This window comes from Phytoactinopolyspora limicola, from assembly GCF_011320225.1.
GTDB classification, from domain to species: Bacteria; Actinomycetota; Actinomycetes; order Jiangellales; family Jiangellaceae; genus Phytoactinopolyspora; species Phytoactinopolyspora limicola.
The window spans coordinates 515,533-528,580 of the sequence record NZ_JAAOEN010000001.1 but is presented as its reverse complement, the minus strand read 5'-3'; the positions used below and the strand labels follow the sequence as shown (position 1 = coordinate 528,580).

Annotated in this window: 13 protein-coding genes; 9 read left to right on the top strand and 4 right to left on the bottom strand. The window is 64.2% G+C overall.

Annotated features, from left to right (window positions below):
- Nucleotides 1-8 precede the first annotated feature (8 nt).
- Both dnaN and dnaA read right to left on the bottom strand, forming a co-directional pair.
- Nucleotides 9-1,142, bottom strand: a complete 1,134-nt coding sequence (gene dnaN / locus G8760_RS02565) for a DNA polymerase III subunit beta (protein WP_166347899.1) — start codon at nucleotides 1,140-1,142, stop codon at nucleotides 9-11.
- Nucleotides 1,143-1,590: 448 nt separating this feature from the next.
- Nucleotides 1,591-3,096, bottom strand: coding sequence for a chromosomal replication initiator protein DnaA (gene dnaA, locus G8760_RS02560; RefSeq protein WP_207781942.1), 1,506 nt, complete (start codon nucleotides 3,094-3,096; stop codon nucleotides 1,591-1,593).
- A gap of 494 nt (nucleotides 3,097-3,590) precedes the next feature.
- On the opposite strand from dnaA, the gene rpmH reads away from it, so the two are divergent.
- The 9 genes from rpmH (at nucleotide 3,591) to G8760_RS02515 (ending at nucleotide 10,433) form a co-directional block, all read left to right on the top strand.
- On the top strand, nucleotides 3,591-3,725 hold the full coding sequence (gene rpmH / locus G8760_RS02555; RefSeq protein WP_166346191.1) for a 50S ribosomal protein L34: 135 nt from the start codon (nucleotides 3,591-3,593) through the stop codon (nucleotides 3,723-3,725).
- 15 nt (nucleotides 3,726-3,740) lie between these two features.
- Nucleotides 3,741-4,091, top strand: a complete 351-nt coding sequence (gene rnpA / locus G8760_RS02550; protein ID WP_166346188.1) for a ribonuclease P protein component — start codon at nucleotides 3,741-3,743, stop codon at nucleotides 4,089-4,091.
- Nucleotides 4,092-4,418: a membrane protein insertion efficiency factor YidD gene (gene yidD, locus G8760_RS02545; protein ID WP_166346185.1), complete on the top strand. Its 327-nt coding sequence runs from the start codon at nucleotides 4,092-4,094 to the stop codon at nucleotides 4,416-4,418.
- Nucleotides 4,419-4,424: 6 nt separating this feature from the next.
- Entirely contained in the window at nucleotides 4,425-5,363 is a 939-nt protein-coding gene (gene yidC / locus G8760_RS02540; RefSeq protein WP_207781941.1) for a membrane protein insertase YidC, read from the top strand.
- A 56-nt stretch (nucleotides 5,364-5,419) separates the two neighbouring features.
- Nucleotides 5,420-5,935: a Jag family protein gene (locus G8760_RS02535; protein ID WP_207781940.1), complete on the top strand. Its 516-nt coding sequence runs from the start codon at nucleotides 5,420-5,422 to the stop codon at nucleotides 5,933-5,935.
- A 38-nt stretch (nucleotides 5,936-5,973) separates the two neighbouring features.
- Entirely contained in the window at nucleotides 5,974-6,594 is a 621-nt protein-coding gene (gene rsmG, locus G8760_RS02530; RefSeq protein WP_207781939.1) for a 16S rRNA (guanine(527)-N(7))-methyltransferase RsmG, read from the top strand.
- 163 nt (nucleotides 6,595-6,757) lie between these two features.
- Nucleotides 6,758-7,810: a ParA family protein gene (locus tag G8760_RS02525; protein WP_425502273.1), complete on the top strand. Its 1,053-nt coding sequence runs from the start codon at nucleotides 6,758-6,760 to the stop codon at nucleotides 7,808-7,810.
- Nucleotides 7,807-8,826, top strand: coding sequence for a ParB/RepB/Spo0J family partition protein (locus G8760_RS02520; RefSeq protein WP_166346178.1), 1,020 nt, complete (start codon nucleotides 7,807-7,809; stop codon nucleotides 8,824-8,826). Before G8760_RS02525 ends, G8760_RS02520 begins: the two co-directional genes overlap by 4 nt.
- A 194-nt stretch (nucleotides 8,827-9,020) precedes the next feature.
- A complete protein-coding gene (locus G8760_RS02515; protein ID WP_166346175.1) occupies nucleotides 9,021-10,433 on the top strand; it encodes a S1 family peptidase in 1,413 nt (470 codons plus the stop codon).
- A 119-nt stretch (nucleotides 10,434-10,552) separates the two neighbouring features.
- On the opposite strand, the gene G8760_RS02510 is transcribed toward G8760_RS02515, so the two are convergent.
- Together G8760_RS02510 and G8760_RS02505 are read right to left on the bottom strand one after the other, a co-directional pair.
- Nucleotides 10,553-11,509, bottom strand: coding sequence for a D-alanine--D-alanine ligase family protein (locus tag G8760_RS02510; RefSeq protein ID WP_166346172.1), 957 nt, complete (start codon nucleotides 11,507-11,509; stop codon nucleotides 10,553-10,555).
- Nucleotides 11,510-11,560: 51 nt separating this feature from the next.
- Complete coding sequence (locus tag G8760_RS02505) at nucleotides 11,561-12,898, bottom strand: aminotransferase-like domain-containing protein (RefSeq protein ID WP_166346170.1); 1,338 nt, start codon at nucleotides 12,896-12,898, stop codon at nucleotides 11,561-11,563.
- Between the last annotated feature and the right edge of the window lie 150 nt (nucleotides 12,899-13,048).

Below are 13,048 nucleotides of genomic sequence, written 5' to 3'. Positions count from 1 at the left end.
GAGTCCTCTCAGCTGGATAGACGGATCGGCATGGCGAGGTAACGGTAGCCAGATGTCGGCTGGGCCTCGAGACTGTCGATGCCCTCGACAACCACCGGTTTGAGCGGGGTGTCGGTGAACGACATGTGCACGAAGGGGGTGCCAAGCGCCTGGAGACCGTCGAGCAGGTAGGTCGGGTTGAAGCCGGTGGCGATAGCCGGGCCGTCGACATGTGCCTGTAGTGCTTCCGAAGCCTGTGCGTCTTCGCCGCTACCGGCCTCCAGCACGACCTGATTGTCGTCGAAGGCGAGCCGGACTGGGGTATTCCTCTCGGCGACCAGCGCGACTCGTTTGACGGAGTCGATCAACGCATCGATCTCGATCTTGGCGACGGTGGCCGTCTCGGCTGGGAAGAGGCGGCGATAGTTGGGCACCCACTCACCGTCGATCAGCCGGCTGGTGGTGTGCCGGCCACCCGCGGCCAGGCCGATGAGACTGTCGTCGGCCTCGCCACCGAGGGCCAGCGTGATCTCACCTGCTGGCGCGAGTGTCTTGGCCGCGTCGACGAGTGTCCGGGCGGGAACCAGCGCGAGCGCCGAGATGTCCGGCCGCCCAGGGTTCCAGGTGAGTTCACGCACGGCTAGGCGGTAGCGGTCAGTGGCGCCGAGGGTGACCATCTCGCCCTCGATCTCGATCCGGATACCGGTCAGGGTCGGCAGCATGTCGTCTCGCCCAGCAGCGACGGCCACCTGTGTGACGGCTTCAGCGAAGACTGTTCCGTCGACCGTGCCGGACGCCGCCGGAAGGGCCGGGAGGTTCGGATACTCCTCGACGGGCAGGGTGACCAGGGTAAACCTGGCGTTCCCGCAGGTGATAACCACCTTGGAACTATCCGCGGAGAATTCCACCGGCTTGCCGGGGAGGGATCGGGCGATGTCGGCGAGCAGCTTGCCCGAGACGAGGACGGTACCGGGATCAGCGACCTCGGCGTCGACCGTCACCTTCCCGGAAACCTCGTAGTCGAACGAAGAGAACGACACCTCGCCCTCTGAGGCATCGAGGCGTAGGCCGGCCAGGACGGGCACCGTGGGCCGGTTGGGCAACGACCGGGCCGTCCAGGCGACGGCATCGGCAAGCGTGTCGCGATCGAGCCGGAACTTCACCGGTTTCACCGTCCTCCCCGCAGGACTAGCCCGCCGGATGTGTCGTGTGTGATGTGTGGGTCGTGAGAGTTGCTGGCGTTCATCCTTACACGCGGAGCTGACACGTGGGCGTCGTACCCGGTGACATGAGATGACGCGAACCCGGTTTCCACAGAATCGGGACGGGACGGGAGTTGTGGGTCTTCATGCCTCATAGAGAGTCTCGTCTGGGTAATAGCGTCGGTGGATACTGTGGAAAAGCGGTATCGGCCCTCGTCGGTACGGGGATTTCTGTCCACTCCACTTGTGGGCAGCGAACGTGCACGACGTGGACGGCGCACGGTTGTCCACGAGCGCGGTGTGGATGTCCCCCGGCGATCCACCGCTCGACCGACGTGATCCACAGGGTTGTCCACATCCTGTGAGCAATGGATCAGTTGCTCACTGTGTAGTTCCGGAGCCATGGTGGTCACGCCTGCCGAGCCTGCTGCTTGATCCGGTTGGTGAGCTCCGTCACCTGGTTGAACACGCTGCGGCGCTCGGCCATGAGTGTTCGGATCTTGCGTTCGGCGTGCATGACCGTCGTGTGATCGCGTCCGCCGAAGTGCTGTCCGATCTTCGGAAGCGACAGCTCGGTGAGCTCTCGGCAGAGGTACATGGCGATCTGGCGAGCGGTGACGAGCACCCGGCTGCGGCTGGTGCCCTGGATGTCCTCGATAGTCAGACCGAAGTATCCCGCCGTCTGAGCCATGATGGTGGCGGCGGTGATCTCCGGCCCGGTGTCGGTCGGCACGAGGTCGCGCAACACGACCTCGGCGAGATTGACGTCGACCGGTTGTCGGTTGAGGCTGGCGAACGCGGTGACCCGGATCAGGGCACCCTCAAGCTCGCGAATGTTGGTCGCGATCCGGCTGGCGATGTACTCGAGAACATCGGGCGGGGCATTGAGGTTGTCCTGGGCGGCCTTCTTCGACAGGATCGCGATCCGCGTCTCTAGGTCCGGGGGCTGCACATCACAGATCAGGCCCCACTCGAACCGGTTGCGCAGGCGGTCTTCGAGTGCCGACAGCTGTTTAGGTGGCCGGTCTGAGGTGATGACGATCTGTTTGCTGGCGTTGTGCAGCGTGTTGAACGTGTGGAAGAACTCTTCCTGGGTCTGGATCTTGCCCTCGAGGAACTGGATGTCGTCGATGAGCAGGACGTCAACGTCGCGGTAGCGGCGCTGGAACGCGGACGCTTTGTCATCCCGGATGGAGTTGATGAAGTCGTTGGTGAACTCTTCCGAGCTGACGTAGCGGACCCGGGTTCCGGGATACATGTCATGGGCGTAGTGGCCGATGGCGTGGAGCAGGTGGGTCTTGCCCAATCCGGACTCGCCGTACACCAGCAGCGGGTTGTAGGCCTTGCCCGGTGCTTCGGCGACCGCCACCGCGGCAGCGTGTGCGAACCGGTTGCTGGATCCGATGACGAACGAGTCGAAGCTGTACCGCGAGTTGAGATGTGGTGCCTCGGCGTCGGCGCGATTCTGGGCGGCGCCAGAGGTCGAGGCGCCACGGGCCGGACCAGACTGGCCGTCGAAGGTGCGGGTGGGTGTGGCCGGCGCGAGTTCACCGTCGGGAGGTGCTTCGCGTCGGTAAGCCGCGCCCGTATCGCTCGGTGGCGAGAGGTCGGCGGCTTCAGCGGGTGCGGGGCCGTTGCCGTGTGGCTCCGATGGTGAGGTGACGCTGATGGCGAGGGCGATCGGTTGACCGAGGACGACGGTGAGCGCCTCGATGATCGGCGCCCGTAGCCTCTGTTCCACTTGTGATCGGGCGAACTCGCTTGGCACGGCGATGACCGCGGTGCCTTCGACCAGCGTGACCGGGCGGGCTTGCGCGAGAAAAGCGCGCTGCTGGGGCCCGATGTGCTCGTGGTCAAGCGCATCTAGAGCCTTGGCCCAGGCGACGGCGAAATCGCCGAGCGGCTGATCCGTCACTCCGTACTCCAAACTGGCAGCGCTTGTGGCACTGCCCCCCGTAATATGTTGTCCACATCGTCCTCCACAGGGTGTGGAAGGACATCTGAGACGCTTCAGTCGACCGATGCAATCATCCTTGACCTGCAACGATGTTGTCGTCCGAAGATCACGTCACGTCCTGCGGGGTCGGGCTATAGAACACGTGACGGTAACAACATGCGGCCGTGCGTTCAACCGATGTCCACAGGTTCGGTCCAGTTAGGTGGGCGTGTCGTAATCGTGTCGACGCGCGAGCAGATGAGACGCTAGCAGGTTTGCGTGGCTCCAGGTGCTGGTACGAGGGCAGTTTGACCTGAGCAACCCTCAACACGTACCGTTGATCGGTCCGACGGGGGCTCTGTTCAGTGTGCCTAAGACACAAGTGCACGGTGTGCTGGCTGAGTGTGGCGTCGGTCGCCTGATCTATCGTGTACGTAAAGACAGCCAGTCTCTCGATCACCAGGAGCCCGGACGTGAAGCGCACCTTTCAGCCGAACAACCGCCGTCGTGCCCGAACCCACGGCTTCCGGCTGCGCATGCGCACCCGCGCCGGCCGTGCCATCGTCTCCACCCGGCGGCGTAAGGGTCGAGCGCGGCTGTCGGCATGACACGACGGCACGAGAGTGCTGAAGCCTGAGCATCGGCTGCGACGGTCGCGTGAATTCACGACGGCGGTCCGGCAGGGCTCCGCGGCGCGAGCGGCTTCGGTGGTCGTGCATGTGGCGGTAACGGAAGAACCGATCCCGGCAAAGGTTGGCTTTGTTGTGGGACGTGCAGTAGGAGGCGCAGTGGTCCGAAACACCGTGCGCCGCCGGTTGCGTCATCTGATGGCCGACAAGGTCGATCACCTGCCGGCCGGCTCCACCCTGGTGGTGCGCGCGTTGCCGCGGGCGGCCGGTGCCTCGTCGTCCCAGCTAGCCGGCGAGCTGGACAGAGCACTTTCCGGTGCGCTTCGTCGAGTTCGGAGCCGCTAGATGACCAAGCTCATCGTCGCCGTCCTGAAGCTCTATCGGTTGGTGGTCAGCCAGCTGTACGGCCAGACGTGCCGTTATTACCCATCTTGTTCGGCCTACGCACTTGGTGCGGTCGAGACGCATAGAGCGGTTCGAGGCTCATGGCTGGCGCTTCGACGGCTCGCGCGATGCCATCCGTGGTGTGCGGGGGGCGTCGACCTCGTGCCGACGACGGACAATTACCTGTGGTGGGGACGGGCCGCCGGGACGGACGGCGAAGACGAGCCGTCCGCTGGTCACCGGCAGCCCGAGTCCATCTCCGCCATCCCTGCTTGTCGAGGAGCCTGAGCACCCGTGGATACCGTTCTCGCGCCGCTTTTGTGGCTGGTCAGCTACATCATGATGGGTTGGCATTGGGTCTTTGCGGAGCTGCTCGGTATTAATCACGACGGCGTCAACTGGGCGTTGTCGATCATCGGCCTGGTGATCGTCATCCGTACGCTGCTCATCCCGCTGTTCGTGCGCCAGATTCGGTCGCAGCGAAAGATGCAGCTTCTGCAGCCGCAGCTGCGGGAGTTGCAGAAGAAGTACAAAGGCGACCGTGAGCGTCTCCAACAGGAGATGATGAAGCTCTACAAGAAGACGGGGACGAACCCGTTTGCTTCGTGCTTGCCGATCCTGCTTCAAGCGCCGTTCTTGTTCTCGCTGTTCCGGGTGCTGGATGGCATCGCCCGAGACAGGCCCCGTGGTGCCTTCCCGAACCACGAGGACCTGTTCGAGTCGGCCGGACGAGCCGAGGTATTCGGTGCGAAGCTAGCCGACTCGTTCCTGACCACCGACGTCATGCAGACCAGAGTGCTCGCGATGATCATGGTCGTGGGTATGGTGGTGTCGCAGTACGTGACGCAGCGGCAGATCATGCGCAAGAACATGCCCAAGGAAGCGCTGGAAGGCCCGTTCGCGCAACAGCAGAAGATCCTTCTGTACGTTCTACCGCTGGTGTTCCTGTTCTCGGGTGTCTACTTCCCGCTCGGCACCGTGCTTTACTGGCTGACTTCCAATTTCTGGACGATGGGACAACAGCTCTATGTGATCCGGCGGATGCCGGCTCCAGGGAGTGATGCCGAGAAGGCACAACAGCGCCGGCAGGCGGAGAAAGCGCGCCGTAAGGGGTTGACGGTGGCCGATCCGGAGGAGAAGCCAGAGGTAGAGCCGGGCCAGGAGAACGGTGAAGCCCGACGCCAGCAACCGAAGCGCACGAGTAGGTCGCAGCGTAAGAAGAAGCGTAGGTGAGTTCCGGGCCAAGGGACGGCCAGGTCGGTACGAGGTCAGTTGTTGAGGAGTCATTGGTGAGTGAAGCGGAATCGGGTACAGCCACACCAGACACCGAGGGTGCGGCGGGACGAGACGTGAGCCAGTTGGAGCACGAGGGTGATGTCGCGGCCGATTACCTGGAAGGACTGCTCGACATCGCCGATCTCGACGGTGACATCGACTTGGACGTCGAGAACGACCGGGCTGTGGTCTCGGTAGTTGGTGATGGCCTGGAGACGCTGACCGGCTCTAACGGTGAAGTGCTTGAGGCGCTTCAAGAGTTGACCCGCCTTGCGGTGCTCCGTGAAACGGGAGAACGCAGTCGGTTGATGCTGGATGTGGGTCAGTTCCGGGCACAACGTAAGAGTGAGCTGATCGACCTTGCCAAACAGGCCGTCGAGACCGTCCGTTCGACCGGCGAGCCAGAGTCGCTTGGCGCGATGACCCCGTTTGAACGCAAGGTGATCCATGACGCCGTTGGAGCGGCGGGACTCAGAAGCGAGTCCGAGGGCGTTGAGCCGCGACGGTACGTGGTGGTACTTCCGGCGTGACCGAGGAAAGCGGGCAGCCGGTTTCACGTGAAACTGACGTGAGGCCGCCCGCTGCTGCGGCTGAGATCTACGGTGAGCGGCTGCCGATCGCTCAACGGTATGCGGAGTGGCTGGCGGTTGCCGGCATTGAGCGGGGGCTTCTCGGCCCACGAGAAGTCTCGCGGCTGTGGGATCGCCATCTCCTGAACTGTGTGGTCATCAGCGAGCTGATAGGCCGGAGCAAACTCGTCGCGGACGTCGGAGCGGGAGCAGGCTTGCCGGGCATCGCGCTCGCCATCGCCCGCCCTGACCTGCGGCTAGTGCTGATCGAGCCGATGTTGAGGCGGGCTGACTTTCTCCGAGAGACAGTGGCGCTACTCGGCCTCCAATCGGTTGACGTTGTCCGATCGCGGGCTGAGGAATACCGGGCGCCGGAGCCTTTCGACGTGGTGACCGCACGTGCCGTGGCCAAGATAGGCCAACTGTTCCGCTGGAGTGTTCCGCTCCTGAGGCCAGGTGGGCGCCTGCTGGCGCTGAAGGGTGAGTCGGTGCGTGACGAGCTACGGACGGCGGCTGATGATCTACGTAAGGCCGGCGCATCGTCTTGGAGCGTGGAAAGCGTCGGGAGGAATGTCGTCGATCCGGCTACCTTGGTGGCAGTGGTAACACTCGGACGCTGAACGGGGGCGCCGGTGACTAATGGTATGAACCGTGGCAGGCGCGACGGGGGCAAAGGTGGCCTGGAAGGACGACCTTGAGAGTATGACGACGGTGGTGCGTGGACTTGGCTGGCCACAGATGGACGGTGGCAGCAGGGGTCCGGGGGACGGACCAGTGGGATGGATGGCGATCACCCGGTCGCCAGCGTCTGTCGTGGCGGAACGACCTCCGGAGGATGACCCGGTGAGCGGTGAAGAACCAAACGTGGAGAACAGCGACGTTCCTACGGTGCGTACGGCGGCTGAGTTCGCCGACATCGGAGGCCCTGGATCGTTGATGGACGTCGACACCCCGATCGCCCGCGAGGCGGCGGCCGCGTTGATCGCGGCCGGGCGCACTCGTATGCCAATGCCTCGGCCAAGTGCGCCGCGGGTGATGGTGGTGGCTAACCAGAAGGGCGGCGTGGGCAAGACCACCACAGCGGTCAACGTGGCTGCGGCCATGGCGGTCAGTGGACTACGGGTGCTTGTCGTCGATCTCGATCCGCAGGGAAACGCGTCTACGGCCCTGGGCATCGATCACCACGCGGAGATACCGAGTATCTACGATGTCGTGATCGATCAGCGTCCGATGGGCGAGGTCGTGCAGGCGGTGGAAGGTTTCGAGACGTTGTGGTGTGTGCCCGCCACTATCGACCTCGCAGGCTCGGAGATCGAGCTTGTGTCCACCGTGGCTCGTGAAGCGCGCCTACGCAACGCGATTGCCGAGCATGTGAAGGCCGACCCGGAACGTTATGACTACGTCTTCATCGACTGCCCTCCATCACTCGGCCTGCTGACGGTGAACGCGCTGGTCGGTGGCGACGAGGTGTTGATCCCGATCCAGTGCGAGTATTACGCCCTGGAGGGTTTGAGCCAGCTCCTCAAGAACATCGATATGGTGCGCGCCCATTTGAACCAGGATCTCGCGGTGTCGACCATTCTGCTCACGATGTACGACGGACGTACCCGGCTCGCGTCTCAGGTGGCGGAAGAGGTACGTCGCTACTTCGGAGACACCGTACTGAAGAGCGCGATCCCCCGTTCGGTCCGGATCAGTGAGGCTCCCAGCTATGGGCAGACAGTCATGACCTACGATGCTGGCTCCAGCGGTGCGTTGTCGTATCTGGAGGCAGCGCGGGAGATTGCGGAACGCGGCGTCGGAAACTTCGAGTCGAGGACGGGGGACCACCAATGACGGAGCGGCGCAGGGGGCTCGGTCGCGGACTGGGAGCGCTGATCCCTACGGCGCCAGTGGACGGTAATGGAGCTCCGCCCGGTGTCGATGTTGACGGGGACAGATCGTCGGCTCCGGCTGTGCCGAGTGTGTACCCGTCGAGCACTGTTTCACGTGAAACAACGGACAGCGTCGACGATCTCGTGCCCGTCGACGGCGCGACATTCGCCGAGATCCCGGTCGCAGCGATCGCCCCGAACTCCAAACAGCCACGTCAAGACTTCGACGAGGAAGCGATGGAGGAGCTGGCCTTCTCCATCCGGGAGATCGGCCTACTCCAACCAATCGTGGTACGGCGCCTCGACGGTGACCGATACGAGCTCGTCATGGGAGAACGCCGCTGGCGAGCGTCACAGCGCGCCGGTCTGACGGCCATCCCAGCGATCGTCCGTTCAACGTCCGACGACGACATGCTGCGGGACGCGCTGCTGGAGAACCTGCACCGCAGTCAGCTCAACCCACTAGAGGAAGCCGCCGCATATCAGCAGCTACTGGACGACTTCTCGTGTACCCATGACGAGTTAGCTGGGCGGATCGGCCGCAGCCGACCACAGATATCGAACACACTGCGACTCCTCCGGCTCCCGCCTCTGGTTCAGCGTCGTGTCGCCGCGGGTATTCTCTCGGCCGGACATGCGCGTGCTCTACTTGGCCTTAGTGACGGAGGTGCGCAGGAGCGGCTTGCGCAGCGGATCGTCGCCGAGGGGCTGAGTGTACGTTCCGTCGAAGAGATCGTGGCCATCGGCGACGATGCCACACCGTCAACCAAGCCGCGCCGCGGTCCCAAACCGGTGGCTCCACGGCTGACGGACATCGCAGATGCCCTTTCTGAACGGCTAGAGACACGTGTGAAGGTGGACCTAGGCAGAAACAAGGGGAAGGTCACCATCGAGTTCGCCAGCATTGACGATCTCGATCGTATCGTCGGTGCCATCGACCCCTCTTTGACGCCTCCCAAGGACACGAGCGCCCCTTAGGCCCCATGATCATTGGCTTTTAACTACCGGATCCGGTAGTTAGAAGCCAATGATCATGGGGAAAGTGGGACATAACTCAGTGTTAGGGGGAATCTGACAGCTCCTTCGGACCGGGAATTGGCAGTTATGTTTTCAGTAACTGTCCCGTTGAGGTGCGCGCCCTCAGCTCCGTAGCCGTCAAGGAGACCCATCCCATGACTTTTCGCCTCAAACCGATCGGAGCGGTGCTCGCGTGTTCCGCTCTGGCGCTGGTGCCGCTCTCGGCTGCCGGCGCTGCCGGCGACACGACGGCGCCGGCCGAAGAACGGGCCGCGCCCGTGGCCGACGCCAAGGCTGACGCAGAGTACGAGGCAAGTCTGACCGCAGAAGCGCTAGAAGTGGCGCTCGGCGACGACTATGCCGGTGCATGGATCGACGGAGATGTGCTCAAGGTTGCCGCGACCACCACCGGCCACGCGGTCCTCAGCGCCGTCCCATCAGACGTGGAGATCGTCCACGCGGACCGTCCGCTATCCGACCTGGAAGACATCACAGCCGATCTCGCCGATGCCGCCGACCCGCCGGATGCGGTGGCCTCGTGGGGGCCAGACGCCCCAACCAACAGCGTAGTGGTGTTCACCTCTGACACCGATGCCGCGGCCGAGTGGGTCGAGTCCAGCGGCGTCGATGCCGATGTGGTGCGATACGAATACTCCAATGAGGAGCCTCAACTACTACAGGACATCCGCGGCGGCGACGCGTACTACTTTGGCCAGGGGAGGTGTTCGGTCGGCTTCTCAGTGACCGGCGCCGTCCACGGATACGTGTCCGCTGGCCACTGTGGTTCGCTCAACCAGGCCGTGCGTGGACACAACCAGCAACCCCAAGGAACCATCGTCCGACGCAGCTTCCCGGGCAACGACTACAACGCTGTGCAGATCAACCAGAACTGGACAGTTCGTCCTTGGGTCAACACCTACCCAGGCACCATGGACGTGCGCGGGAGCACGGTAGCCCCGGTGGGCTCGCAGCTGTGCCGATCGGGTTCGACCAGCCGGTTCACGTGCCAGGGGCAGGTGTTGCAGTTCAACACCTGCGTCACGTATCCGCAGGGCACCATCTGTGGATTGACCCGCACCAACGTGCCAGCCGCACCCGGCGACTCGGGCGGGTCGATCATCACCCGGGCCGGGCAAGCCCAGGGAATGACCTCTGGTGGTGGCGGCGGCATTATGTACTTCCAGCCGCTCAACCCGGTGCTCAGCGCCCTGAACCTCAACCTCGTCACCACCGACAATGGTGGTGGGCCCGAACCCGAGCCGCCCGAGGGGTGCGAGGACTACAACAACACCTACACCGGATCGCTATCGCTGCAGGGCAGCGCCTACCACCCGGCCGGCGGCTACACCGCCCCCGCAGGGGTGCACGAGATCTGCCTGGCCGCTCCAGCCGGATTCATCGTGTTCCTCGAACGCCAGTTCGGTAACCAGTGGCACTTCGTCTACTATGCCGCAGGCTCGGAGACGGAGAAACGCATCACCTATAACGGTGCCCCGGGTACGTACCGGGTGCACGTCCAAGCGTGGAGCGAGGGTGGGGAGTACACCCTCGGCGTGTCCGGGCCCTAGCGGCTGACACGTTCCTTCACGACGCTGCCCGGCGGTCATCCCTGTGTGGCCGCCGGGTGTGCTGCGTGCGAATCTCTATAGCTCGAGGACCGAGAGCTTGAGGACCGGCGAAGACCGGATCACGGACCGGGGCGTCGGGTAGCCGCGACCAATAGGTCGCGTGCCAACTCACCAAGTCCGATACCCGCCGCCTGGACTGCCTGTGGCAGCAACGAGGTCTCCGTCATGCCCGGTGCGACGTTGACGTCGAGCAGCCACGGCCGGCCGGTACCGTCGACGATCATGTCAGTCCGGGAGAGATCTCGAAGCCCCAGCACGCGATGTGAAGTGACGGCGGCCTGCGCGACCATCGCCGCGACGTCAGTGCTGAGCCGAGCGGGGACGAAGTACTCGGTGGCGCCGGCGGTGTAGCGGGCGTGGTAATCATATGTACCGGACTCGGCGACGATTTCGACGGGTGGCAGCGCAACCGGGCCATCGCCGGTATCCACAACCGATACGGCGATCTCGACGCCTTCGATCATGTGCTCGATCAGTGCGGCCTCACCATAGGCGAAACACTCGACCATCGCGGATGGCAGGACCGCCACGTCAGTCACCACCGACGTACCGAGTGAGGATCCTCCCCGAGCCGGTTTGACGACCAGAGGGAGCCCGAGTTTAGTGACGATGGCATCCAAGAGTGCCGCGGCGCCCAACTCGCGGAACGTTGACTGGGACAGCACCGCGCTCGGCGGCGTGGCCAGCCCGGCCTTCTCCACCAACGCCTTGGCTACCGGCTTGTCGAACGTCTGCCGGCAGGCACCCGGGGGTGAGCCGACGTACGGGATACCCGCCAGAGTGAGAACCTCTTGGATGGCGCCATCCTCACCCTGCGTTCCGTGGAGCAGTGGGAAGACCACGTCTGGTGGATCCGCGGCAAGAGTGGCTAGGAGATCGGCATCGGCGTCGCGCTGGGTGACGTCGACACCGATCTCCCGAAGTGCCTCGGCCACCCGCCGGCCGGAGCGCAAGGAGACGTCTCGTTCATGCGACAGGCCACCGGCTAACACGAGCACATGCCCGAGGTCGCTCATCTGATCGCCTTCTTTCGTCATGAGATACCAGCCGGTCGAGTGCCGCAGGCGTCAGTGCTGGTCAGGTGCCGGAGCATCGAGTCCGGGCCGACGCGACGACGAGGAAGCACCAAAGGCGGCCCGTAGCTCCATCTCCTGCTCCACCACTTGAGCCAGGCGGCGGACCCCCTCCCGGATACGTTCAGGGGTGGGGTAACAGTAGGAAAGCCGCATGGAGCGGCTGCCAAAGCCGTCGGAGTAGAACGCGGTGCCCGGGACATACGCCACTCGATTGGTGACCGCCCTGGGCAGCATGGCCTTGGCGTCCAAGCCGTCGGGCAACGTCAGCCAGACGTAGAAGCCACCGTTGGGTCGGGTCCAATACGTGCCATCGGGCATGAGGTCGTCGAGGGCGTCGAGCATCGCGTCGCGACGTTCGCGGTAGAGCTCACGGAAGGCCTTGACCTGGCCCCGCCAGTCGAATGCCGACAGGTACTGTGACACCGCCAGCTGGCTGAAGGCGGGCGGGCACAGCACGCTGCTCTCGGCGGCCAGGACCAGCTTCTCGCGCACCGCGTGTGGCGCCAGCGTCCAGCCCACCCGGAATCCCGGTGCGAACGTTTTGGAGAAGGAGCCCAGGTAGACCACGCCGTCGTCGCCGTCGGCCCGGATAGCACGGGGCACCGCGCCATCGAAACCCAGGAGACCATAAGGGTCGTCCTCGATGATCAGCACATCGGCGTCGCGGCAGATCTGGAGGACCTCGGCCCGGCGCTCCGGTGTGAGTGTCACCCCGGCGGGGTTGTGGAAGCTCGGGATGGTGTACAAGAACTTGATCCGACGCTCACTGGCCGTCACGGTGGTGATGGCCTCCCGCAGCCGCTCCGGCACCAATCCGTCGTCGTCCATCTCGACGTGGACGACGTCAGCTTGATAGGACCGGAAGGTGCTCAATGCGCCTACGTAGGACGGCGCCTCGGCCAGGATCACGTCGCCGGGATCGATGAAGATGCGGGTGACGAGGTCGAGCGCCTGTTGTGAGCCGACGGTGACGGTGACGTCGTCGGGATGACCGCGGACCCCGGTGGCCTGCATGACCTCGCAGATCTGCTCACGCAGGCCAGGATCACCCTGACCGGAGCCATACTGCAGGGCGGTTTGGCCCCGGGTGCTGACGAGGTCACTGAGCAGGGAGCCGACGATGTCCAGCGGGAGACCGGAGATGTTCGGCATTCCCCCCGCGAGGGACACGACCTCAGGCCTGGACGCGACCGCGAACAGCGAACGCACCTCGGAGGCGGTCATGCCGTGGGTTCGGGTGGCGTACCGATCGACGTAAGCGTCGAGGCGGGAGCCGGTGGCGGGTGCTGCGGCGGTTATCCTCTGCGTCGCGTCGGGATCCTGGCCCATCTCACACCTCCACCTTCGCTCATCGCATACGCGGGCACCGCTCGCTGCGGTGCCAACCTCTAACAATGCCTCAAATTGGCCGCCTGCGCACATCACCAGGGCCCAGTCGAGCCGGGAGACCCTGGCCGGATGTTTGAACCCGCGTGAATA